21 protein-coding genes and 1 riboswitch are annotated in these 22,275 nt (G+C 47.1%); of the genes, 6 read left to right on the forward strand and 15 right to left on the reverse strand.

Going from position 1 to position 22,275, the window contains the following annotated elements; translation table 11 throughout:
• Window positions 1-572 precede the first annotated feature (572 nt).
• A complete protein-coding gene (locus BW931_RS09650) occupies window positions 573-1,607 on the forward strand; it encodes a ribonucleotide-diphosphate reductase subunit beta (protein ID WP_008590990.1) in 1,035 nt (344 codons plus the stop codon).
• A gap of 330 nt (window positions 1,608-1,937) precedes the next feature.
• Here the strand turns inward: BW931_RS09650 and BW931_RS13535 are convergent, their stop codons facing one another.
• Both BW931_RS13535 and BW931_RS09655 read right to left on the reverse strand, forming a co-directional pair.
• Entirely contained in the window at window positions 1,938-2,114 is a 177-nt protein-coding gene (locus tag BW931_RS13535; RefSeq protein ID WP_159435689.1) for a hypothetical protein, read from the reverse strand.
• A gap of 98 nt (window positions 2,115-2,212) precedes the next feature.
• On the reverse strand, window positions 2,213-2,872 hold the full coding sequence (locus BW931_RS09655; RefSeq protein ID WP_234972617.1) for a uracil-DNA glycosylase: 660 nt from the start codon (window positions 2,870-2,872) through the stop codon (window positions 2,213-2,215).
• 82 nt (window positions 2,873-2,954) lie between these two features.
• Between BW931_RS09655 and BW931_RS09660 the strand changes: the two genes are divergently transcribed.
• Window positions 2,955-5,057, forward strand: a complete 2,103-nt coding sequence (locus BW931_RS09660) for an MMPL family transporter (RefSeq protein WP_076571893.1) — start codon at window positions 2,955-2,957, stop codon at window positions 5,055-5,057.
• Window positions 5,058-5,391: 334 nt separating this feature from the next.
• On the opposite strand, the gene BW931_RS09670 is transcribed toward BW931_RS09660, so the two are convergent.
• Genes BW931_RS09670 through BW931_RS09680 form a run of 3 tightly spaced genes read right to left on the reverse strand, consistent with a single transcriptional unit; the run spans window position 5,392 to window position 8,435 of the window.
• Window positions 5,392-6,384, reverse strand: coding sequence for a sodium:calcium antiporter (locus BW931_RS09670; protein ID WP_008590979.1), 993 nt, complete (start codon window positions 6,382-6,384; stop codon window positions 5,392-5,394).
• A 16-nt stretch (window positions 6,385-6,400) separates the two neighbouring features.
• Window positions 6,401-7,885 (reverse strand): phytoene desaturase family protein, encoded by a 1,485-nt coding sequence (locus BW931_RS09675; protein WP_076571895.1) that lies wholly within the window; start codon window positions 7,883-7,885, stop codon window positions 6,401-6,403.
• A gap of 16 nt (window positions 7,886-7,901) precedes the next feature.
• Window positions 7,902-8,435 carry a methyltransferase family protein gene (locus BW931_RS09680; protein ID WP_076571898.1) on the reverse strand — a complete coding sequence of 178 codons (534 nt, stop codon included), beginning with the start codon at window positions 8,433-8,435 and terminating at the stop codon, window positions 7,902-7,904.
• Window positions 8,436-8,555: 120 nt separating this feature from the next.
• On the opposite strand from BW931_RS09680, the gene BW931_RS13540 reads away from it, so the two are divergent.
• Window positions 8,556-8,711 carry a hypothetical protein gene (locus BW931_RS13540; RefSeq protein ID WP_159435691.1) on the forward strand — a complete coding sequence of 52 codons (156 nt, stop codon included), beginning with the start codon at window positions 8,556-8,558 and terminating at the stop codon, window positions 8,709-8,711.
• A 44-nt stretch (window positions 8,712-8,755) separates the two neighbouring features.
• On the opposite strand, the gene BW931_RS09685 is transcribed toward BW931_RS13540, so the two are convergent.
• From BW931_RS09685 to BW931_RS09695, 3 genes are all read right to left on the reverse strand, one after another.
• On the reverse strand, window positions 8,756-8,974 hold the full coding sequence (locus tag BW931_RS09685; protein ID WP_076571900.1) for a hypothetical protein: 219 nt from the start codon (window positions 8,972-8,974) through the stop codon (window positions 8,756-8,758).
• A gap of 131 nt (window positions 8,975-9,105) precedes the next feature.
• Window positions 9,106-10,419, reverse strand: a complete 1,314-nt coding sequence (locus tag BW931_RS09690) for an O-acetylhomoserine aminocarboxypropyltransferase/cysteine synthase family protein (protein ID WP_076571902.1) — start codon at window positions 10,417-10,419, stop codon at window positions 9,106-9,108.
• Window positions 10,420-10,525: 106 nt separating this feature from the next.
• A riboswitch (SAM riboswitch) is annotated at window positions 10,526-10,636 on the reverse strand.
• A gap of 76 nt (window positions 10,637-10,712) precedes the next feature.
• Window positions 10,713-11,855, reverse strand: coding sequence for a trans-sulfuration enzyme family protein (locus BW931_RS09695; protein ID WP_076571904.1), 1,143 nt, complete (start codon window positions 11,853-11,855; stop codon window positions 10,713-10,715).
• A 460-nt stretch (window positions 11,856-12,315) separates the two neighbouring features.
• On the opposite strand from BW931_RS09695, the gene BW931_RS09700 reads away from it, so the two are divergent.
• Entirely contained in the window at window positions 12,316-12,885 is a 570-nt protein-coding gene (locus tag BW931_RS09700; protein WP_076571906.1) for an SCO family protein, read from the forward strand.
• A 38-nt stretch (window positions 12,886-12,923) separates the two neighbouring features.
• On the opposite strand, the gene BW931_RS09705 is transcribed toward BW931_RS09700, so the two are convergent.
• Window positions 12,924-13,820, reverse strand: a complete 897-nt coding sequence (locus tag BW931_RS09705; RefSeq protein WP_008590966.1) for a DUF1002 domain-containing protein — start codon at window positions 13,818-13,820, stop codon at window positions 12,924-12,926.
• 101 nt (window positions 13,821-13,921) lie between these two features.
• Here BW931_RS09705 and BW931_RS09710 point away from each other — a divergent pair, with 101 nt between their 5' ends.
• On the forward strand, window positions 13,922-14,341 hold the full coding sequence (locus BW931_RS09710) for a DoxX family protein (protein WP_076571908.1): 420 nt from the start codon (window positions 13,922-13,924) through the stop codon (window positions 14,339-14,341).
• 49 nt (window positions 14,342-14,390) lie between these two features.
• Here BW931_RS09710 and BW931_RS09715 read toward each other — a convergent pair whose 3' ends face one another.
• The 4 genes from BW931_RS09715 to BW931_RS13640 form a co-directional block, all read right to left on the reverse strand.
• Window positions 14,391-15,533: an acyl-CoA dehydrogenase family protein gene (locus BW931_RS09715; protein WP_076571910.1), complete on the reverse strand. Its 1,143-nt coding sequence runs from the start codon at window positions 15,531-15,533 to the stop codon at window positions 14,391-14,393.
• Between the two features lie 317 nt (window positions 15,534-15,850).
• Window positions 15,851-16,999: an AI-2E family transporter gene (locus BW931_RS09720; protein WP_076571912.1), complete on the reverse strand. Its 1,149-nt coding sequence runs from the start codon at window positions 16,997-16,999 to the stop codon at window positions 15,851-15,853.
• A 275-nt stretch (window positions 17,000-17,274) separates the two neighbouring features.
• Complete coding sequence (locus tag BW931_RS09730; RefSeq protein ID WP_076571916.1) at window positions 17,275-18,063, reverse strand: SDR family NAD(P)-dependent oxidoreductase; 789 nt, start codon at window positions 18,061-18,063, stop codon at window positions 17,275-17,277.
• A 222-nt stretch (window positions 18,064-18,285) separates the two neighbouring features.
• Window positions 18,286-18,432, reverse strand: a complete 147-nt coding sequence (locus BW931_RS13640; RefSeq protein WP_008590955.1) for a hypothetical protein — start codon at window positions 18,430-18,432, stop codon at window positions 18,286-18,288.
• 318 nt (window positions 18,433-18,750) lie between these two features.
• Between BW931_RS13640 and BW931_RS09735 the strand changes: the two genes are divergently transcribed.
• On the forward strand, window positions 18,751-20,226 hold the full coding sequence (locus BW931_RS09735; RefSeq protein ID WP_008590953.1) for a catalase: 1,476 nt from the start codon (window positions 18,751-18,753) through the stop codon (window positions 20,224-20,226).
• A gap of 80 nt (window positions 20,227-20,306) precedes the next feature.
• On the opposite strand, the gene BW931_RS09740 is transcribed toward BW931_RS09735, so the two are convergent.
• On the reverse strand, window positions 20,307-21,254 hold the full coding sequence (locus BW931_RS09740) for an ABC transporter permease (RefSeq protein WP_076571918.1): 948 nt from the start codon (window positions 21,252-21,254) through the stop codon (window positions 20,307-20,309).
• On the reverse strand, window positions 21,238-22,149 hold the full coding sequence (locus tag BW931_RS09745) for an ABC transporter ATP-binding protein (protein ID WP_008591223.1): 912 nt from the start codon (window positions 22,147-22,149) through the stop codon (window positions 21,238-21,240). The genes BW931_RS09740 and BW931_RS09745 overlap by 17 nt, the downstream gene beginning before the upstream one ends.
• Window positions 22,150-22,275: the final 126 nt, after the last annotated feature.

Here is a 22,275-nt window from a genome sequence, read left to right on the forward strand (position 1 = left end):
TCCGGGGTTCGGATGAACTGTTCCGAACGAGGAGGGACCACTTATCTTATGGGCTTTTGAATGGCGTAGCTGGATAAAACAAAAGCGGAAACTTCCGGGTAGAAGCGCTGACATAAGTCGGAAGCTTACTTTTCGGGTGTGGCCTTCCCCGAAAATAAGATTACGGCTTATGGCGGGAACTTCTGGAAGTTGAAGCTGGAAAAACAAAAGCGGAGCCACCCGTTCAGGGGTTCCGGGCTAAGCGGGAGATTCGTTTTTCAGGGGACTTTTCCTGAAAAAGAAGCTACTGCTTAGACAGCGGACCCCTGGATGGTGCAGCTGGATACCATAAAAGCGGAAACTTCCCGGTAGAAGCGCTGACGTAAGCCGGAAGCTTACTTTTTGGGCGACCTTCCCCGAAAATAAGATTACGGCTTATGGCGAGAGCTTCTGGAAGTTGAAGCTGGATAAAACAAAAGCGGAACCACCCGTTCAGGGGTTCCAGGCTAAGCGGGAGGCTCAGGGGGATCCCCCCATTCCCTTAGCCTTCCGCTTAGCCTTATCACTTTGAATTTTGAAAGGAGTCTATACTTATGACTATAGAAAAAAGGACACTCGTCGATTACGATGCTCCAAACCGTTCCACCGGTATTATAAACGGGAAAACATCCAACGTTCTTAATTGGGACGACACCAGATTCGCCTGGGCTTACCCTATGTATAAAAACATGCTGCAAAATTTCTGGATTCCGGACGAAATCAATATGAGCAACGATCTGAAGCAGTGGCCGGAGCTTTCCGACCGCGAACAACAGTCTTTCAAAAAGATCATCGGCCTTCTCGCTTTTCTCGACTCTATTCAGACGGATTACTCAGGGAAAATCGCGGACTATCTTACGGACTCGAGTCTCGCGGCACTGATGCAGGTACTTTCTTTTCAGGAAGTCGTACACAACCAGTCTTACTCTTATATCCTCTCCACTCTCGTTCCTTCAGCAGAACAGGAGGAGATTTTCGATTACTGGAAACACGATCCCATTTTGCAGAAAAGGAACCAGTTCATCACGGACGGGTATCAGGATTTTATCGATGACCCTTCACCGGAAAATTTCCTGAAATCCTGCGTCTACGACGTCGTTCTGGAAGGACTGTTCTTCTATGCCGGGTTCGCGTTTTTCTACAACCTGGCCCGCAACCAGAAAATGGTTTCCACTTCCACGATGATCAACTACATCAACAGGGACGAACAGATTCACGTCCACCTGTTCTCACGTATCTTTAACGAAACGCTTAAAGAACAGACACAGCTGGATGACGAGGAATTCCGTCAGTTCACGACAGAAACCTTCCGGCAGGCGGCCGAACTTGAGATTGAATGGGCTCACCACATTATCGGAGAAGACTTCCCGGGTATTCCGATGATGGATCTCGACAGCTATATCCGATTTACAGCCAACACAAGAGCCCAGCAGATGGGAGCCGAACGACCGTTTCCGGAGCACAGGAAAAACCCGATGCGCTGGATACGTGCCTATCAGAACGTTGATGAAGGGAAGTCGGATTTCTTCGAACAGAAATCGAGGCAGTACACGAAAGTTTCAGAAGATAACGGATTTGATGATTTATAAGAGATAGGCTTCTACGCCTGTCTCTTATTTTTAATATGAGTGTACACCACATTTCCTACCTCTTTATAAGCAGCTTATACGAAAACCTATTGACAGTGCTATAAGAGACTCGATTCCCGGCTCAGCCCCATGACTACAGACGTTTTGATTAAAATAGATAAAGGGGAAAGGTATCCAGACAAAATAAACCGGTGTTTTTTGAAAAAGGAGAATCATATTAATGAGAAATTCTTTATTCCCCTGCATTCCAGCTGTTTTTGAATGCCGACTGTTTTACAGGCACCATCTCATGAAAATAAATAAACCTGGTTTGTTTAATTAAGCTGTAAGTCATTTAACAGTATGTTTATTTTTCTTATATGAAATGAAAACTTGCAAATAGCAAAATAAAGTGGCTATAATAACCGCACTTATCCGTTCTGCTATATTATAATCAAAAAGGGGCCCCAGCACCAAAATCACTCCAGTAAGAATAATAGGTATCCCTATTATTTTAAAAACAGTCACTATCTCCCTCCTTTTTCCTGTAATAGCTGAAAAACGAACCCCTGCCCGATATTCTGTTATATGTAAACCCTCCGAAAGATCTTCTCGAAGGAATATTATTACAAATAACTTTTCAAACGGTCGAGAGAATCATAAATGGAGTCTCGTATTCCCGGATTATAAAACACGGCCGCCGGATGATACAACGGAATGACGATATATTTCTCGTCGGAAGGAATATACGTATCCTGTTCCCGGTCGTACTTCAAAATCGGTGTCTCCAGTCTTTCTCCAATCACTTCGGAAATTTTTCCTTTTTCGTCCACAAGTCTCTGATACGCCACTCCCCCAAGCAGAAGAATCACTTTCGGTTCGGCTGTCTCTATCTGCAAATCGAGAAGTTCCGCATGAGCTTTCACTTCTTTTTTGTTCGGTTTCCGGTTCGCTTTCCGCTTTTCTTCCGAGTTCGGCCGTTTTTCCCACTTGTAGGGTCTGCTTCTCACCGCACTCGTAATGTAAACGTCCTCCCTTGTCCAGCCAAGATAGGACAGCTGTTTATCCAGTTCTTTTCCGGCTCTTCCGGTGAAAGGCTCCCCGTCATATACTTCATTTTCCCCCGGGGCTTCCCCCACCATCATAATATCCGCGGGGACCGGGCCTTTGCCAAGCACGAATCCCTCCGTATCAAAAGGCTCGATATTCCGTTTCGCTCTTTCTACTACTTCTTCAGGTAAATCCATAGCTATCACCTCTCCTCTCACCTTTCCCCGATTTCTCATGCCGGTAACTCTTTATATTTTATTTCTTTCCTTCAGATGAGTACAATAAGGAGAGGAGTCTAAGAAAAAAGGAGTAACTTTTATGAAAAAATTAGCTCATGGCATCGTGAAGCTTCGGGCCTTATTACTGACCCTATGGCTGATAGCTTTTGTTGTACTTGGATATTTCGCCCTGGACCTCCCCTCGCTCCTTGAAGGAGACGGGTTCCGCACAGACGGAGAATATGAAGAAGTTCAGGAAATACTTACAGATGATTTCGACCGTCCCGAATCAACCATCCTCGTGTTATTCGAGCAGGCGGACGACGGAAAAATTGAAGATACGCTTAACAGCATAGAGGATTTGAACATAGCATCCTCTATTCAGTCGCCTCTCGACGTGGAGGATATGTATAAGGACGACACTGCTTACGCTGCCGTCAATTTTAATGAAGAAAGTACGGAACTCACCGAAGAAATCTCCGAAATCCGTTCTATTACGGAAGATACGTCCGGAGTAACGCTGACCGGGGAGCCGGTCATATCGGAGGACATCAATAAAGCCAGTCAGACGGATTTGAAAAATGCTGAACTGATCGGTCTGCCCTTCGCTTTACTGATTCTTCTTATAGCTTTCGGAACGTTGACCGCTTCAGTGCTTCCACTGATTATCGGAGGAGTAACAGTAGTTTCAGGATTCGGATTTCTGGCGCTTGCCGGGGAAAGTATTTCCCTGTCCGTATTCATACTGAACATCGCTCCGATGATCGGACTTGCGCTGAGTATCGACTTCGCACTGCTGTTCATCAACCGTTACCGGGAAGAACTGGCCCGTCAGTCCATTGATGACGCTATTGTGACGACGATCCGCACGGCCGGCCGTTCCATCATCTTTTCTGCGGTCTGTGTATTTATCGGACTCGGGGCCATGAGTATCATTAACGTAGACATCTTCCTGAACATAGCGCTCGGAGGAACTATAGTGATCACTCTCGCCGTATTCACGTCACTTACGCTTCTCCCCGGTCTCCTGCGGCTGCTCGGACCGAGAATCAACAAGCTGCGCGTCCTTCCTGCAGAGAAAGACACCGTACCGCGCTGGAGAGCTTTCGCTAAACGTATTATGAAGCGTCCGGTAATGACTGCGCTCTTATCTCTCATTGTTCTTCTCATCGGTATTATCCCGATCTCGAACATGAGCGTCTCTATCCCGACGATTGACGCACTGCCCGAAAGCTACGATTCGAGGAGTGCCTATGAAACGATCGAAGACACTTTCCTCAGCGACTCCGACAGTACGATTCAGGTAGTCGTCAACGAAGAAAGAGACTGGCTCAGCAAAGAAGGACTCGAAGAGATGAAAGAGAAGATCGATGCTTATTCGGACCCTGGGATTGTGGATAGCGTAGACTCCCTGTATTCGGCGTCCGATGTCGGATCATCGGAGGAATTGTACGCTGCCCTTCAGAACCCGCAGACGAAAAGCGCCCTCGAACCGGCTATTGAACAGTTCATCGCCGGTGATAAGCTTCTCCTTCCGGTGAATCTTTCCGTAGCCGACAATTCGGAAGAAGCTCAAAGTCTTGTCAGAGAGTGGAAAGATGAGAAAGATGCACGCATCGGCGGCTCCCCTGCTTTCAACCAGGAAATATACGATGAAATATTCGATAAACTGCCGCTCGTCCTGACCATTATTATCGTTTCCACCTTCTTTATTCTGATGCTTGCCTTCCGGTCCATTTTAATTCCGATCAAAGCGATTCTGATGAATATCTTAGGACTTGCTTCCACGTTCGGTATTCTCGTGTGGCTTTTCCAGGGAGGCCATCTCGGTTTGAACGAGTCAGACATTGCTCTGATTCTCCCGGTCATCGTATTCAGCCTTGTATTCGGTCTGAGTATGGACTATGAAGTATTCCTCATATCAAGAATGAGAGAATTTTATCTGGAAACGAAAGACAACCACTACTCCACCGTGGAAGGCGTGGCGAACACGAGTAAAATCATAACATCCGCTGCCCTGATCATGATTGTGATTACAGGAGCTTTCGCCTTCACAGGTGTGGTTCCCGTCAAGCAGATCGGCATCGGGATAGCCATCGCTATCTTCATCGATGCTACGATTATCCGTCTGCTGCTTGTACCAAGCCTCATGAAACTTTTCGGACACTGGAACTGGTGGTTCCCGTTCGGCAGGAAGAAATAGATTTATAGAGGGCGGATTTCAGGCTGCAGTGTTTCCGACGGGCAGCCCGACGAGATCCGTCCTTTGTTTTGAAGAAAATGACGACCATTATGCAGGAATCGTTCCCTTTGCACGAAGCAAGGCTGTACGAAAGTAAGGATTATGCCGAAAACGTGACTTTCACTGCCGATTTCTTCCCTCCAAAGGCAGGAAAAGCAGGTTTTCGTTACCTTCGGATCGTCCTTTGTTTTCTGAAGGGAAGGAAAAACAGAAATGCCTACAGCCTGCCATATAAAAAGCAAAAAACCGAACCCCTGATTAAAGGGTTCGGTTTTTTATGCTGTTTCATACTTCCCTATTTCATCTGGAACGAAAAGAACGTTACGGCAAAGTAAAGAATTATGATCAAAAAAGAAGGGATCATGTACGTAAATTGATACTTCGGGTTCTTCCTGGAAATACTGATCAGGAATAGAAGTACAAATACGACCGATGCTACAGCTACAATTACATTGACCCGGCTCGATTCACTGAAAAGATTTCCCCGGAAATACATTACATCGGTAATGGCCAGGATGAGGATATTAAAGGCATTACTGCCGATCAGAGAACTGATGGCAAGATTGTAGTTCCGCATCTTCAAAGCGGTCCCTACACTCGACGCATCCGGCAAAGAGGTGCTGATTGCAACGAGAAATGCACCGATGAACGAAGAGCCGAGTCCGGTGATTTGTGCTATCTCCTCAGCCGTAATCGTTAAAATACTCCCCATCACCATAATGGCAACGCTGAGACTTATAAAGCGGGTGAGTACCTGCTTTTTGGTATAGTCCCGGTATCTTTCCTGCTTCTTTTCGTTCTTCACTTTACGTCCTTTGTATTCCGTACGCTTATTAATGAATCGGGCTCCGACTGCATAAAATAATACGAGAGCGACCGAAGAATAACTTACGTGAAGAAAGGGGGTGGGCAACGGAAAAGCCACGGCAACTATAACGATCATCGTCAGAAAAATGACGAGATAGGCGTACAGTTTACTTTCCACCGTAGTCCGGGTCATAATTTCATGTTTCCGGTAAATGATATCGAACACTGCCAGACCCAGAAGGTTAAAGAGATTACTACCTATCAGGTTACCGACTGCAAGACCCGGCGTATCGATAAAAACTGCCGTCACACTCGAGGTGAGTTCCGGAAGAGAAATAGCTATGCCGATTACAGCTCCCACAAAAGTAGAGGTCGCTTTTGTTTTCTCCTTTACTGCATCGCCGAACACTGCAAGATTGGAAGCTATGAAAAAAGTGGCGATTGCAGAAACAAAAAACCCTAAAAATATGAGGACTGCCATAAACTTGAACTCCTAACTATCGTTGTTTGCTTTTGATTAAATCCGCCGTCAACTGGCCGGACAGCGTTACCATCGGCACTCCGCCTCCCGGGTGCGTGGAACCTCCGGCAAAGTAGAGGTTATCGTAAAGAGCGCTCTGAGCCGGTACTTTAAAGCCGCCGTTCGACTTCTTGTCCGCTACGACACCATAAATCGAACCGCCGTTTGCCCCGTACAGGGATTCGAGATCTTCCGGTGCGAACTGGTATTCAAAATCGATGGAGTCTTCCAGGCCTTCGAGCCCCATACGTTCAAGTTTCTCAATTACCGTCTTTCTGTATGCTTCCCAGTCCCAGCCTTTTCTTTTCTTATTTTCGAGAGGTGGAACGTGAGTAAGGACGAACAGATTATCTTTCCCATCCGGGGCCTGGGTTTCATCCGATCTGGCCGACACACCTATATAGACAGTCGGGTCTTCGGCCGGCTTCCCTTTATCGAAAATTTCCTTGAATTCCTTCTCGGGGTAGTCGGAGAAGAAGAAATTGTGGTGTTCGAGCTGTTCGAACTTTTTGTTCGTCCCCAGTAATAATACAAGTCCTGAAACTGTCGGTTCATATTTTTTCTCGAGCTGTTTCGCTTCTTTCTTCCCTTTCTTCGTGCCGTCCAGGTAACGGTACGTAGGAATCGCCTCCAGGTTGGAGACGACGACATCCGCTTCCATCGTACCGCTGGCAGTAGCCACACCGGTCACTTCTTCTCCTTTTGTCACTATATGAGAGACAGGTGTCTCAAGATGAACGTCTATTTTCAGTTCTTCCATCACTTTTCCCATTGCTTCCGCAATCTGATACATGCCTCCTTCGACATAATGGATGCCGAGCCCCAGCTGCACATACGCCAGCTGGTTCAAAATTGCGGGTGCGGAGTAGGGATTGGAACCGACATACATCACGAGGAAATTGAATAACTGCTCCAGATGCTTGTTGTCCAGATGCTCCTGGTTCGCTTTAGCCACCGTCTTCATGGGGTCCATCTGCATGAGTTCTTTGAAGGAGTGATGTTTCCTGAGATCACTGAGACCCGAGATACTGTATTTATAGAAACTCTTCAGGCACAGGTCATACATATCCTGACTGTACGATAAGAAGCTTGTCAGTGAACTGTTCGGGCGATCCGTCACTTTGGACATCTCCTGAAGCATCGTAGGCAAATCACCCGTTACGTCAAGCTGTTTGCCATCTTCAAAAAAAGTCCGCCACTGAGGTTCGACCCTTTTGATAGTTATGTAATCGTGTATATCACGATGCACGCTTTCGAACAGCTGCTCGAGGACCCAGGGCATGGTGAGGATGGAAGGACCCGTGTCAAAAGTGAATCCTTTCCCGGATCTCTGGTTCAGTTTTCCACCGATATTTTCGTTTTTCTCGAGAACCGTTACATCATAACCGTCCGCCTTCAATCGTATAGCTGCCGACATACCGCCTAGACCTGCTCCTACTACTACCGCTTTCTGATTCGCCATACTTAGCACCTCCATATTAATAAAGAAAAGGGATCAGCCGATATCTTATCCTGCACCACTGCGCGTACTCATCTCCGTACTGTCTCGTAAGCATCGCCTCTTCCAGTTTAATTCTGTATATAAGACTTGCGGCTATAAGAACGCTTCCCACGAGAAGTCCGAATAGACTGCCGTTACTGAGCGCAAAACCGATGACAATGCTTAACAGTCCGGTGTATAGCGGATGACGCAATATGCGATACGGGCCGCTGCTGACCAGATAATCACCTTCTCTTACGCTTACGTTCCTTGTGAACTGTTCTTTCAAATGCATAATACCCGAAAGACGCAGCGTTACGCCGGCTCCGTAAAAAAAGAGACCCGTCCATTTCACTGCCGGGACGTCCACTTTCCACATATCCACTCCAAGAATCACTGCCACTGCTACGAGCATGGCTGAAAAGATATACCAGAAAGATACTTTCTCCGATTGCCGGGACGCGGGCGAGGAGTAAACGAGGAACTCCATCAGCCACACCAGGGAGACAGCTCCAAACAACAATTCGATCATGGCCCACGCTCCTGACTGTATCCGGTTCCTTCCCGTTTCCCTAAAGCGGGCAGATACAAACCTTTCCTTTGCAACAATAGAAATACCTACGTATATTCATACAGGAAAGGGGACATCCATATGGCACTGCTTTATTCACTGGGCATTATTTTAACCGTGCTGGCGACTTTCTTCATCATTTTTAAAAAGCTCACAAAAATAAGCTATATCGTTTTTTCTGTAATTTTAATATTTTATCTCCTGCTGCTCGTACTCAGCCCCTGGTTTCTTTTGTGAAATAAATATACCAAAGAAAAAGCGAGCCGTTTGAACGGGCTCGCCTAGCGGTTGCGGGAGCGGTTGATCGCTTCCCGGATGTGATACAGTTCCGCAAACATTGCTGCAGCAAATACAAGAAGCATACTGAGCAGTACGGAAATGATGAAAATGGATCCATCCAGATCAAATCCCAGTACTCCTGCAAAACCGATTAATCCACCTATAATAAGACCTATTGATGCGAATAGAACGATTTTTTGAAACGTCAGCGAATAAAACATGACTTCACCCCATTTTGTAAACTGGACTCTTACCTATCCTTTCCCCTAAATGTCCAGATGCAAAACCGGTGCTTTTCTTCTTAATCCGGCAGAAATATACTTTTTTTCGAGCCCAGGCGCAGTATGCAGGCCTATGACTTGCCTGCAGCCGCCCTGTCCGTCGCCTTCTCAATCGATTCATCCAGGTCATTGATGATATCCTTGACCGATTCGATTCCTACGGACAAACGAATCAGTTCTTCTGTCACTCCGCTTGCCGCCAGTTCTTCTGCGGACAGCTGCTGATGCGTAGTAGACGCTGGGTGTATGATCAGAGACTTCGCATCCCCTACGTTCGCAACATGAGACCAGAGAGAGACGTTATCGATCAGCTTTCTTCCGGCCTCTCTTCCTCCTTTGATACCGAAGTTAACGATAGCTCCGTAGCCGACTTGCAAATACTTATCGGCAAGTTCATGTGCCGGGTGACCCTCAAGACCCGGGTAGGAGACCCATTCCACGTCCGGGTGCGCCTGCAGATGCTTAGCCACTTTCAGGGAATTTTCAGCATGACGTTCAATGCGTAAAGACAGTGTCTCCAGCCCCTGAATCAGAAGGAAAGCATTTTGAGGACTGAGGCACGCCCCCATATCCCTAAGGAGCTGCACCCGGAATTTAGTGGCAAATGCCACCTCCCCGAGGTCTCTCGAATAAACGAGACCGTTGTAGCTGTCGTCCGGCTCTGTAAAGCCCGGAAACTTTCCGTTCGCCCAGTCGAAGGTACCCCCGTCCACGACTACTCCGGCAATAGCTGTACCGTGACCGCCGATCCATTTGGTTGCCGAGTGAACGACGATATCCGCGCCCCACTGCAGCGGTTTGCACTGGACCGGACTCGCGAACGTATTGTCAATAATTAGCGGTACACCCTCTTCGTGGGCAATTTCAGACACTTGCTCAATATCAAGCACGTGCAGGCTCGGGTTACCGATCGTCTCCGCAAATACCGCCTTCGTTTTATCCGTAATCGCCTTTTTGAAGTTCACGGGATCTTCCGGATCGACGAATTTCACGTCAATACCGTAACGAGGTAACGTTTTTGCAAATAAGTTATACGTTCCTCCGTACAGGTTACCTGCCGCCACGATTTCGTCTCCTGCTCCGGCAACGTTCAGTATTGAGTATGCAATGGCGGACATTCCGGAGGCAGTAGCCACAGCAGCCGTACCGCCTTCAAGAAGGGCAATTCTTTTCTCAAAAACATCTACGGTCGGGTTGCCGATTCTTGAATAAATATTTCCGGGCTCCTCCAGGCCAAACAGGTTCCTGGCGTGCTCGGTATCATCGAATACGTAGGACGTCGTCTGATAGATCGGTACGGCTCTCGAACCCGTTGCCGGATCCACTTCCTGTCCCCCGTGCAGGGCAAGCGTGTCCAGATCGTAATTTCCAAATTGTTCAGTCATAAAAAATCCCTCCTGTATAATGTATGGCAGAGGGTCTGAGTGAAGAGATATAAACAAAAAACCCCTTCGATAAGAAGAGGTTTACGTTAAATATACTTACATCCTCCCCTTATCTCTCAGACCTCTAAGATCTGTAGGAATTGGCACCTTTTCAAACCGATGTTTGAAGGTTGCCGGGCTTCGCAGGGCCTAGTCCCTCAGCCGCTCTTGATAAGAGTCGCTATTCAATTAAATGGTATGCTTTGCATTATATACGGAAGCATCCGAAAAAGTCAATAATTTTTAGAAAATTCTTATTTAGAGGCTTCGATTGCCTGTTCCAACTGAGCGGAGATATCGTCCGAACTTTCGATTCCGACAGAGACCCGGACAATGTGGTCGTCGATTCCGAATCTTTCTTTATCTTTATCGGAAAGGGTACGATGAGACGTACGTGAAGGAACAGAAACGGTCGTTTCAACTCCGGCAAGACTCGGCACAATCTTGATCCAGCCGAGCGTCCGGTAGAAGGTGTTCATATCTATAGATTTATTCAGTGCTATCGTAACGATGGCGCCGTTACCTTCTGCCGATACGTTTTTCGGGTAATAAACTTTCTCCACATCTGCATTTCTCTGCATGGCATCTGCAAGAGCCTGGGCGTTCCGGGACTGTTTTTCCATACGGATTCCTAACGTTTTCGTACCGCGATACGTCAGCCATGCTTCAAACGGACTCAGGTTAGAGCCGAGGGAGACAATTTTTCGGCGTGCTTTCTCTACGAGCTCTCTTTCTCCTGTAAGCACTCCTGCTGTCGCATCACTGTGACCGCCGAGATACTTCGTGGCGCTGTGGACGACGAGGTCGGCGCCCTGCTGTAAAGGCCTCAGCAGATAAGGTGTGGCAAACGTATTATCTATCATAATTTTCAAATCATTTTTACCGGCGATTTCCTGAAGAACTGTCATATCCTCCACCCGGAGGAACGGGTTCGTCACTGATTCTGAATAAAGCAATTTCGTGTTCGGGCGTATTTCCCCTTTTATGCTTTTCTGGTCACGGAAAGATGTGAGCGTTACTTCAATGCCGAGAGAAGGCAATTCATGAGAGAGAAGGTTGTGCGTCCCGCCATACACATCCTCAGCAGCTACGATATGATCGCCGGGCTTTACGACGGAAAGAATTCCCGCAAATATCGCTGCCATGCCCGAAGCTGCTGCAACTCCCGCGCTTCCTTCTTCAAGAGCAGCAACACCCTCGGCCAGCTCTTCCGGATTCGGGTTTCTTTCCCTGGAATAAAGGTAGGATGTCTCTCCTTCATAATACTTCTCCAGATCATCCAGGTCCTTGAACGTAAAGGCCGAAGTCTGATAAATAGGCGTCGCCTTACTGTGGACCGCAGCCGTCTGGTCAGCTTTATGATGAACAACTTTAGTGAAAAATGATGAATCTCTCATGAATAAACCCCTCCGCTTATCGTTTCGTAACAGTATATCTGCACATCGAACAGGTGTAAAGAAAAGTGGAAACTTCCGTTTAGAAGCGCTGGCGTAAGCAGGAGGCTTACTTTTCGGGTGCCCTATCCCGAAAATAAGGGTACTGCTTAGGACATGAGCTTCTGGAAGTTGCAGCTGGACAAAGAAAAGCGGAAGCGTCCGATTAGAAATGAAGGCACAAGCAGACCGGTCACGTGAAAGACGACCTTTCCTTTCACTGGTCCGAGCTGCTTGTGACATGAATTTCTGGACGCTGCAGCTGGATCATGAAAAGCGGAAACTTCCGTTTAGAAGCGCTGGCCTAAGCAGGGGGAGGAGGGCGTGTGGAGAAAAAGTGAAAGTTCTCAATTTGTTCATTGTACATCGCCACGCGAGTAGTTACACTAATAAAAGATACATACGGAAAGGAGCTTCACCCTCGTTGAAAAAACTATGGATTCTTATATTATTCACTTTGTTTCTTGCAGCATGCGGCCAAAAAGAACTTGAGGACCCGGTGGACTGGGAAACCGGGAGTTTTGAAGCCACTACCCAGGCCAAGGAGTCCTTCAGTATGGAAAGTATGGAAGGGAAAGTATGGATTGCCGATTTCGTATTCACCTCCTGTAACACTGTCTGTCCGCCTATGACGAGAAATATGGCACAGCTTCAGAAGAAGATGGAAGAAGAAGGGGTGGACGTGGAATTCGTCTCCTTCAGTATCGACCCGACCGTCGATGATCCGAAAAAGTTGAAGTCCTTCGGTAAAGAGCAGGGAGTGGATTTCTCTAACTGGACCTTCGTCACCGGTTACGATCAGCAGACCATTGAATCTTTCGCCAAAGATAGTTTCCATATTATCGTAGATAAGCCGGAAGGTCAGGACCAGGTGACACACGGCACCCAGTTCTTTCTTGTAGATGAAAAAGGCACGATTAAGAAATATTATGACGGGGTACAGGACGTGCCTTATGAACAAATTGTAGAAGATGCAAAAATAGTGAAAAACTAAAAAAGGGAAGCGCCTGTGGAGCGCTTCTCTTTACTCTGTCAATTCAGAACTGAATCTATGAAGTTGCGCAGGGAACGGAGGAAGTCCTGAACGGCTGTCTTAATGTTATTCCAGAACCCTTCGTCATTGATAAGATCCTGGAACCCACTGGCCAAGTCATCGAGCTGACTCTGCATTTCATCGAAATTTATATTCAGATTTCGCATCTGGTCAAACAAATCGGTCAACCTTTTTCTGTCCTCCGGGCTGAGCTCGATCTGCAGCGAGTCAAGCTGCGTTTCTACAATCTGCTCCACCTCTTCCCGGGTGGCAGGGTTCTGCTCGGCAATAGCTTTTTTGATTTCCGTAAGCAGACTGCTGATTTCATCCTTACTTATTCCTTCTTTCTCCCCGATGGAAGTGGCTACATCCAGTTCTTCGCTTGCCACCTGCATCCGGTCTTTATCGAGAGAAGCACCTTTCGCATCGTACGCTTTGTAAATGCCTGTCAGTGCCGAATGGCCACTCACAGCGACTGATGAAGCTACAAGCACCTCAGCGTTTTCCACTCCCGCCGTCAGCAGGGCGTTTTCATACATCTCCCGGGTAACTTCTGTAATGTTGTCGGGACTCACAATATCAACATTCAGCCCGCCGCTGTCCTGATGAATGATTTTTACCGAGGAGTACATGTTGGAGTTGGGATTGCCGCCGATATATTCAGCTATATCCTGGCCTGTCACTGTAAATTCGTCCAGCTGCTCATGTTTCGAAGTCTCCAGCAGGTCACTGACGTCCGACCTCTGGCTTTCAGATAAGGCATCTCCGTACACTACAATAGGCAGACCGAGTTTCTCATTAATACTGTTGGAATTCGAAGCCTGTACAGAAACGGCGGCAGAAAGGAACATCACCAGCGCAACGCCCGTAAGCAGCCAGTATTTCATTAGTTTCATCGTTAATCTTCTCCTTAAAAAAATGTAATAGACCTATACTTATTATAACCGAACTGAATGAATAACAGTAATATAAATCCAACACGAAAGGATTGTCTTCGATGATTAAAACGATCGGCCTTTACTTATTTGCAGGTGCGCTATTCTCCGCAGGAATTCTTCACTTTATTTATGACAGCGGATTTGCGGCGATGATCCCCGAGTTTCTCCCTTTCCGCTACGAGCTCGTTTATATTACAGGAATTACGGAATGGCTGCTCTCCCTTCTGCTTATTTTCCCTCATACGAGAAAAGCGGCGGGACTCGCAACAGCCGTATTCCTCGTCGTAGTTCTGCCGGCTAACATTTACGCAGCCATCCAGCAGGTGCCAGCCCCGTGGACGGAAAACACCAGTCTCACTGCTCTCTGGCTGCGCCCGCTTTTCCAGCCTCTCCTTATATGGTGGGTCATATACGTAACGAAAGATTCTCCGTGGCGCCGTACGTACGATACACTGGAGAAAAACGTCGAAAGAGAGTAAGCGCGAACAAAAGAGGGCCTCCGCAGGCCCTCTTTTATTTTATGAACAGCTATACATTTCTGGCGAGCATGCTGATGACAGCATCGTCCATCGGCGGATTATGAAGACCTGCCCTTACATCTCTGTAATATTTTTCGAACGGCTGACGCCTGGAGAGGCCGCGGCCTCCGGTGATTCTCATAGCGAGATCCACCACTTCCTGGGCGGCATTGGTGACCGCCAGCTTCACGGCCCCTAATTCCTCCGCCCATTCGTTTCTCCGCTCCGGATATTCATCCCATTTTCTTGCTGTATCATAGAGAAAACTGTGAGCCTGCAGAAGTTTCCACTCCATCGTACCGAGTTTGTCCTGAATATGAGGCACTTCGCTGATTGGGGTATCGAGACTGTTCGGCTGAAAATTTTTCGCAAATTCCACAGCTTCGTTCCGGGCTCCTACAGCGATTCCGAGATAACAGGCCGGTATGTGAAGCAGCCAACCTTTCGGTACGGGAGGCTTCGAGGACTTCGTTTCCACCAGAGCGTCCACCGGAAGCATCACATCTTTCATCAGCAGATCGTCGCTCTCCGTACCTCTCATACCGAGTGTGTCCCATGTTTTCTCGACGGACACGCCCGCTGTCTGTTTCGGGATAAGGAACCAGCCTATCGTATCGATGTCTTCCACATAAGAAGAAACAAGATAATAATCAAGATGATCGGCAAGAGAAGCGAACGTTTTCCTTCCGGTCAGTATATAACTGTTCTCTTCCCTTCTGGCCGTAGTCTCCGGCATGCCGCCACGCGTCGGGCTTCCGGTAGCCGGTTCGGAGGCGATACGGTTGAGTACTTTCTGTTCCCCGGCCACTTCTTTCATTAACCGGTCCAGCCTTTCTTCCTGCCACGGTCTTTCATCACGCAGTTCCATCATGACTCCCATGTGCCAGCCGATGGAAAGAGCGACAGAACCGTCCCCTTCGGCGATCTTCTCCTGCATCAGCAAAAATTCGTACAAAGTTATGTTTTCTCCTCCCAGGTTCTGTATCAGAGGCAGAGAAGGGTACTGTTCCTCTTTGATTTTGTCCATGACCTCGTCCGGAAAGGAAGCATTTTCGTCCGCTTCTTCGGCATGTGCATAAGCCGTTTCTTTAATTCGTTCCGCTTTTTCGATGAGACTAGCCTGTCTTTCTGTAAATACCCATTTCGTAAGCACTATATCTGTCTCCTCTCCTTTTTCGTGTATTCATAAACCGAAACCTATCCAAGTAAAGACGCTCGTGATGAGCGTCTTTATTTCCCCTCTGAGAGCTTGTATACTTTTTCCACTTCCACACCTATGTTACGCAAATCGTGAATCAATTCATCCAGTTTTTTCACCGTTGCCTCACCTCATCCAAAAAAAGTATGACCGTGACCTCTCTACTGTGTATACGAAAAGCAGACCTGAACGTTTCAAATTTACCTTTATTTTCTTTCCCTCTTCTTCTGCTGTTAAATCTTTTTTTCGGAAAAAAGACGATTTTTTTGAAACTAAAGGTCGTATTTATCGTTTCCGACAGCAAATTTGTTATAACGTCTCTGAAACCAGTGGAACAGGTGGGAAACGATAACCTTCAGAATGGCATATCCCGGAATGGCCAGTATAATTCCGATAATACCGAACAGATGGCCGGCAGTGAGCAAAACAAAAATGATGGTGACAGGGTGGACGTGGAGCCGTTTTCCCATGATCTGCGGAGAAATGAACTTGCCTTCCAAAAGCTGCACCACGGTCCATACGAGCACAAGCTTTATAAGCATGAACGGGGAAGTCACGAGCGCAATAATGAGTGCGGGAGTGATCGCGATCGTAGGGCCGAGATAGGGAACGACACTCGTCACGCTGGCGATACCCGCAAGAACTACCGGGTAATCGATGCCAATGATCAGAAATCCGACGTACAGCATGAGACCGATACAGAAGCTGACGATAATCTGCCCCTGGATATAGGCAGCCAGCTGCCGATCGATGTCCCGGAACATCTCTTTCATTTCCGGCCGTGTACGTGGCGGAAGAATGCGCAGCATCGCACCCGGAAGCTTATGGTCATCCTTGAGCAGGTAAAACAGAATGAAAGGCAGTGTAATGATAGCGATGACTATAGTAGTGACCGCCGATATAATGCTCGTAATCCCGGAAAGCGCGTCCCCGATATACGTACTCAAGTTTTCCGGCAGGTTATTCAGCGTCTGTGAGAAATCACCGAACAGATCATTATAGTAGGAGGCGAATATAGAATTTTTGAGCCATTCGTCCAGACCTTCCGCCACCTGCATAACGTAATCAGGCAGCTCCTCCACCATTTTCATGAACTGTTGCTCAAAAAATGGAATGACGAGGAAGACGAGCAGGGTGATGAGACCCGCAACGATTATGGTGGTAATCAGTATGCCCCAGATGCGGGGGATACCGGTTCTCTCGAGCAGAGTGATGACAGGGCGGAGCAGATAGTATACGACGGCGGCCAGAATGATCGGTAGTGCTACCGTCTCTATAAAAACGAACAGCGGATCGAATATAAAAGATATATTCGAATACACGGCGATGTTCACCCCGATGAGCAGAAGTACTCCAAGTATGTAAAGAAGTCCCCGGCCCCCGAAAAAGCGGACTACTCTCGATTTATCCCATTCTTCCATGACTCTCCCCCCTTTTTTTCTACCTGTAAGTATAACAAAAGTTATCTGCCTATACTGAAAAGCCCGCAGTATAAAATAAAATAAGCGCCGGATCCACGCTTATTTTATAATGACCGGAACGCTTCAGCGCTTTCTTCTCATAAACTTGCGGATTAGCGGATAGAGCATCGGTCCATATTTGATTATTCGTTTTAAAAGACGTCCCACAAACGTTCCTCCTTTTAATGAGCTCGTATTTTCTTAAAAATATAATTCCCTTGATACGGAAATACAAACTATCTCATGACACTTCCTCCGGATATTTTCACTGATTCCCCGATAATATTTTCGGAAGTTTCGGAGAGGAGAAACAGAATCGTACCGGCCACTTCTCCGGCAGTCGTAATTCTGCCGGACGGATTCCCGGACTGGGCCAGTTCCCACTGTTCTTCAAAACTCCGTCCTTCCCTCTCAGCTTTTGCAGCGACGGCCTTCCGCCCCATTTCTGTATCGACGAAACCGGGTGCTACGGCGTTCACGCGGATATTGGAGCGGATCGCTTCATGGGCAAGCGACTGGGTGAATCCCGTCACGGCAAATTTGGAAGCACAGTACGCCACGTTCCCGTGTGTCCCTCTCAGACCGGAAAGGGAGGAGAGATTGACGATGGCTCCTTCTTCCCTCTTTTTCATTTCCGTGTAAAATTCCTGAGTGAGTAGAGTCAGCGAGAAGAAATTCACTTCCATCGCTTTCCTCAGCTCTTCTTCCGGAATATCCTCAAGGTAATAAGTGCTGAGGACGCCGGCTGAATTCACCAGTCCATATACCGGAAGAAACTCGAGAGACTTCTCAACCAGCTCCTGCCGATCTGCTGCCTGATTAAGGTCTGCCACCACAATCTGCGTTTCCCCTGTTCCATTTTCACATTCTTTCTGTACTTCCTCTAATCTTTCCCGGTTTCTACCTGTAAGCGTAACCGACGCTCCGGACCTGGTCAGCTGAATGGCCGTTTCCCTGCCGATTCCTCTGGACGCTCCGGTGACTACTATATGTTTCCCTTTAAACGCATTATCCGCAAATAGCAATTTCTCCACTCCTATCTGTTATTTCTTCTATCTATATCCTGAAGAAGCCGTAGGTAAACTATTACAGTAAAGACAGGCGGAGCATTATATATGTAAAAAATCAGCGTCCTGAGCATTTTTTGCTCACTCAAAGACGCTGACCTAATGACTTTCGTTTATTAAGAGTCCTAAACAGAACTGCTTATTTTTTCTCATAGAGTTAACTCCACCACTGCATCACCATTACTTGCGCTTGTTAGGCTTCCGGAACAATTTACCGCTCCGTGTCTGCTTCACACCCGAAGTTGGTTTTGCATTTTCTTTAGCGACTGGATTCTTTTTGAAATCTTCCTCAAAAAGTTCACGGGCTTTCGTGTACAGTAGTGTCATATTTTTCCCTCCTTTATTCAGTTTATTACAGGTTCCGCTTCCACCACAGACAAGAGTGGAAACCGATTTCCTGTGGTTCCCCAAATATAATAGATAGTCCCTTTATTGTAAAGAGAAAAATACTATATTTTTTAAGAAAATACTCACCTGTTATTTCCTTTTATTAACACACGTAATCCTCTTTCCACGACCTTCTCCTCGAAGCATCTGCGAAAGCATGAATCGCCATTTATTTAAAATCATTATAAAAAAACATTGATTTTAAACGGGCATTTGTTATAATGGATATTGTAGAAATTATACAGGAGGTTTTGGATTATGACAGATAAGAACAATCGTCTTACTACCTCGAGCGGCGCACCCGTTGGAGACAATCAGAACTCACTCACAGCCGGTCGTCGCGGTCCTGGATTGATTCAGGATGTACACCTGCTGGAAAAACTGGCCCACTTCGACCGCGAAAGAATTCCTGAGCGAGTCGTACATGCCAAAGGTGCCGGAGCCTACGGTACATTCGAAGTAACAAATGATGAAATTTCCAATTACACAAAAGCGGACTTTCTCAGTGAAAAAGGAAAAGCGACGGATATGTTCATCCGTTTCTCCACTGTCGCAGGGGAATCCGGTTCAGCCGATACCGTCCGTGATCCGCGCGGTTTCGCCATTAAATTTTACACAGAAGAGGGAAACTACGATCTTGTAGGTAATAATACCCCTATCTTCTTTATTCGCGATGCTATCAAGTTCCCTGACTTCATTCATACGCAAAAAAGAAACCCTCAGACAAACCTGAAAGACAAAAACATGGTATGGGACTTCTGGTCTCACTCCCCCGAGTCTCTTCACCAGGTGACATACCTTCACGGAGACCGCGGTATCCCCGCTACTTTCCGTCACATGAATGGGTACGGGAGTCATACTTACAAGTGGGTGAATGCCGAAGGAGAACCATTCTGGGTTAAATATCACTTCGTCAGTGACCAGGGTGTGAAAGGTCTGGACGCTTCCGTTGCGGATGAAATTGCCGGAACGAATCCTGACTATCACACGGAAGATCTTTTCAACGCTATTGATAAAGGTGATTTTCCTTCCTGGACGCTATACGTACAGATTATGCCGTTTGAGGATGCGAAATCATACAAATGGGATCCGTTTGACGTTACGAAAATATGGTCTCTGAAAGACTATCCACGTATCGAAGTCGGTAAAATGACGCTCAACCGGAATCCGAGAAACTATTTCGCCGAAGTGGAGCAGGTTGCACTTTCCCCGGCTCACTTCGTACCCGGCATCGAAGCTTCTCCGGACAAAATGCTTCAGGGCCGTCTGTTCTCTTATTCCGATACTCAGCGCTACCGTCTCGGTGTAAACCATGAACAGATTCCCGTAAACCGTCCGAAAAACGAACAGTATAACTATCAGCGCGATGGTTACATGCGTGTAGACGGCAACGGAGGAAGCAATTACAACTACGAACCGAACAGCTACGATCATCTTCCGAAAGAAGATGATACGTCGAAGATCAATCCGTTCGAAGTGGAAGGCTATGCCGATAGCGTACCTTACCCGGACCACGATCACTATACGCAGGCAGGAGATCTGTATCGTCTGATGAGTAAAGATGAGCAGGATCGTCTCATTGATGCCGTAGTAGGTCATATGGAACCGGTGACTTCAGAGGAAATCCAGCTTCGTCAGATCGCTCATTTCTACAGAGCCGACCCTGATTACGGAACCCGTGTCGCCGAAGGTCTCGGCCTTCAGGTACCGGATGAAGTAAAAGAAGAAAAATAATTAATACTGAAAAACTCCGACCATTCTCATTCAATGGTCGGAGTTTTTAATGCTTCCATATGAAAGAAGCGATTTAAAATTTAAGTACTCGTAACATCCCGTTTCGTAAATACGAGCCAGGCGGCCCCAAGAAAAACGAGGAAATATACAATCAGTACCGAAACAGAAAAAGTCATAGTCAAATCTTCGATTAATGGTGTGCCTGTGACAAACTGGTTCAGATCCGTGTTTGCGAACAGGATGTATTTCGCCCATTCTTTGTCGGCGAAGAAAGTGACGATCGAGTTCCCGCTCAGCATCAGGAAGACAGCCGCTCCTATAGCAAGTGCGCTGTTCCGGAAGACGGCCGAAATCATAAAAGCGAATGTTACCATCATAAGCAGATTCACCGAGGAGAAGCCATACTGCATTAGGGAGAAAGCCATGATGGAAGTGTCTTTCACTTCCCCGCTTTCCATAAACACATATGGGTCCGTCCATGAACCGAGGCCGAATAATAAAGCTCCGAGCCCTATCGATAATAAAAACAGGCCGACGAGAAGCATCAAAGCGAACAGCAGCAGAGTGATAAACTTGGAGAACAGAATTTTCGTGCGTGACACCGGCCGGATGAGCAGCAGCTTAATCGACCCCCAACGGAACTCGTTAGCGATACTGCCTGCAGCTATAATAATCGTAAACAGACTGATCAGAGAAACGAACATTCGGTTTTCCTGTACGAACTTCCACCCGGTAAACTCATTCGGAGCAATATTGTTTTCAATCCGGTATTCGTTCATCTTTATCTGGTCCTGTCTGAAACTGGCCGCGGACGGTGTTTCTTCTATCTGTTTCTTCATTTCCTGGTTTTCCTGCTGCAGTTCCTGCTTCCAGTCGCTTCCGTACTGCTCGGAGGAAGAAGCTCCGGTCGTCATAAATAACGCAAATCCGGTAATCAGACAGACAAACAGTATGATTCCTATCCACGTAGAGCGCTGAGCGAACAGTTTCATCCATTCGTTCCGAATCAGGCTAATCAATGACACCATCTCCAATCACCTTCAGGAATTCGTCTTCAAGTGTTTTCCTCTCGGTATATATACTATAAATGCTGACGTTATTCTCAACCAGCTTTGTCGTAATATCCGGAATTCGGTCTTTCTCAAGAACGATATGACAACGCTGCTTTTTCGTAATCACATTTTTCGTCTCTTCTTTGAGGATGCGCTCCACCACATCAAGCGGAGTTGCTTCGATACTGACTTCCATTTCCGCGTCTGCGACGGCGTCCTTCACGGACTGGATATCGACCAGTTCGCCGTTATGGATGACTCCGAACCTGTCACACATCAGTTCCATTTCGGAGAGGATGTGACTCGACACAATTACAGCCACGTTTTCCACTTTGGCGAGGCGCTGCACATAAGCCCGTATCTCTTTCATTCCGGAAGGGTCGAGCCCGTTCGTCGGTTCATCGAGAATCAATACGGCAGGCCGATGCAGCAGAGCCTGGGCGATACCGAGCCGCTGGCGCATTCCGAGAGAATATTTCTGTACTTTGTCGTTGATCCGTTTCTCCAGACCGACGAGCTGAACGACTTCCCTGATTCTTTCTTCTGTTACATCTTTTCCCATCCGGGCAAAGTGTACAAGGTTTTTCCAACCGCTCATGAATGGGTACATTTCGGGGTTCTCAACGATCGCCCCGACCTGTTCCATTGCCTTACTTCTCTGTTTATGTATGCTGTTGCCGGCAATGACGATATCGCCGCTGCTCATACTCATGAGGCCTACCATCATACGGATCGTCGTGGTTTTTCCCGCTCCGTTCGGTCCGAGAAATCCGAACACTTCCCCGGGAAAAATTTCAAAACTCAGGTCCTTGATGACGTGATGAGAACCGATTGTCTTGTTCACTTTTTCAAGCTTCATTATGCTCTCCATACTAAATCTCCCCTTCCCACCCCCTGTATACGAAGGACTTGGAAAAATGTTTCATTTTTTCGTCGAAAACTTGAATGATAGAAGTCACTCTGAAACTTTGATATGATACAAATAACGGAGGTGCTA

Source organism: Salimicrobium salexigens (genome assembly GCF_900156705.1).
Lineage (GTDB): Bacteria > Bacillota > Bacilli > Bacillales > Halobacillaceae > Salimicrobium > Salimicrobium album.

Coding starts and splice junctions, on each gene's coding strand:
- BW931_RS09655 (WP_234972617.1), bottom strand. CDS start 2,872: ATGAGAAATCGGGGAAAGGTGAGAGGAGAGGTGATAGCTATGGATTTA.
- BW931_RS09720 (WP_076571912.1), bottom strand. CDS start 16,999: ATGGAAGAATGGGATAAATCGAGAGTAGTCCGCTTTTTCGGGGGCCGG.
- BW931_RS09745 (WP_008591223.1), bottom strand. CDS start 22,149: ATGGAGAGCATAATGAAGCTTGAAAAAGTGAACAAGACAATCGGTTCT.
- BW931_RS09680 (WP_076571898.1), bottom strand. CDS start 8,435: ATGATCGAATTGTTGTTTGGAGCTGTCTCCCTGGTGTGGCTGATGGAG.
- BW931_RS09675 (WP_076571895.1), bottom strand. CDS start 7,885: ATGGCGAATCAGAAAGCGGTAGTAGTAGGAGCAGGTCTAGGCGGTATG.
- BW931_RS13540 (WP_159435691.1), top strand. CDS start 8,556: ATGGCACTGCTTTATTCACTGGGCATTATTTTAACCGTGCTGGCGACT.
- BW931_RS09690 (WP_076571902.1), bottom strand. CDS start 10,419: ATGACTGAACAATTTGGAAATTACGATCTGGACACGCTTGCCCTGCAC.
- BW931_RS13640 (WP_008590955.1), bottom strand. CDS start 18,432: ATGACACTACTGTACACGAAAGCCCGTGAACTTTTTGAGGAAGATTTC.
- BW931_RS09735 (WP_008590953.1), top strand. CDS start 18,751: ATGACAGATAAGAACAATCGTCTTACTACCTCGAGCGGCGCACCCGTT.
- BW931_RS09650 (WP_008590990.1), top strand. CDS start 573: ATGACTATAGAAAAAAGGACACTCGTCGATTACGATGCTCCAAACCGT.
- BW931_RS09740 (WP_076571918.1), bottom strand. CDS start 21,254: ATGGTGTCATTGATTAGCCTGATTCGGAACGAATGGATGAAACTGTTC.
- BW931_RS09670 (WP_008590979.1), bottom strand. CDS start 6,384: ATGGCAGTCCTCATATTTTTAGGGTTTTTTGTTTCTGCAATCGCCACT.
- BW931_RS09660 (WP_076571893.1), top strand. CDS start 2,955: ATGAAAAAATTAGCTCATGGCATCGTGAAGCTTCGGGCCTTATTACTG.
- BW931_RS09695 (WP_076571904.1), bottom strand. CDS start 11,855: ATGAGAGATTCATCATTTTTCACTAAAGTTGTTCATCATAAAGCTGAC.
- BW931_RS09685 (WP_076571900.1), bottom strand. CDS start 8,974: ATGTTTTATTCGCTGACGTTTCAAAAAATCGTTCTATTCGCATCAATA.
- BW931_RS09705 (WP_008590966.1), bottom strand. CDS start 13,820: ATGAAACTAATGAAATACTGGCTGCTTACGGGCGTTGCGCTGGTGATG.
- BW931_RS09710 (WP_076571908.1), top strand. CDS start 13,922: ATGATTAAAACGATCGGCCTTTACTTATTTGCAGGTGCGCTATTCTCC.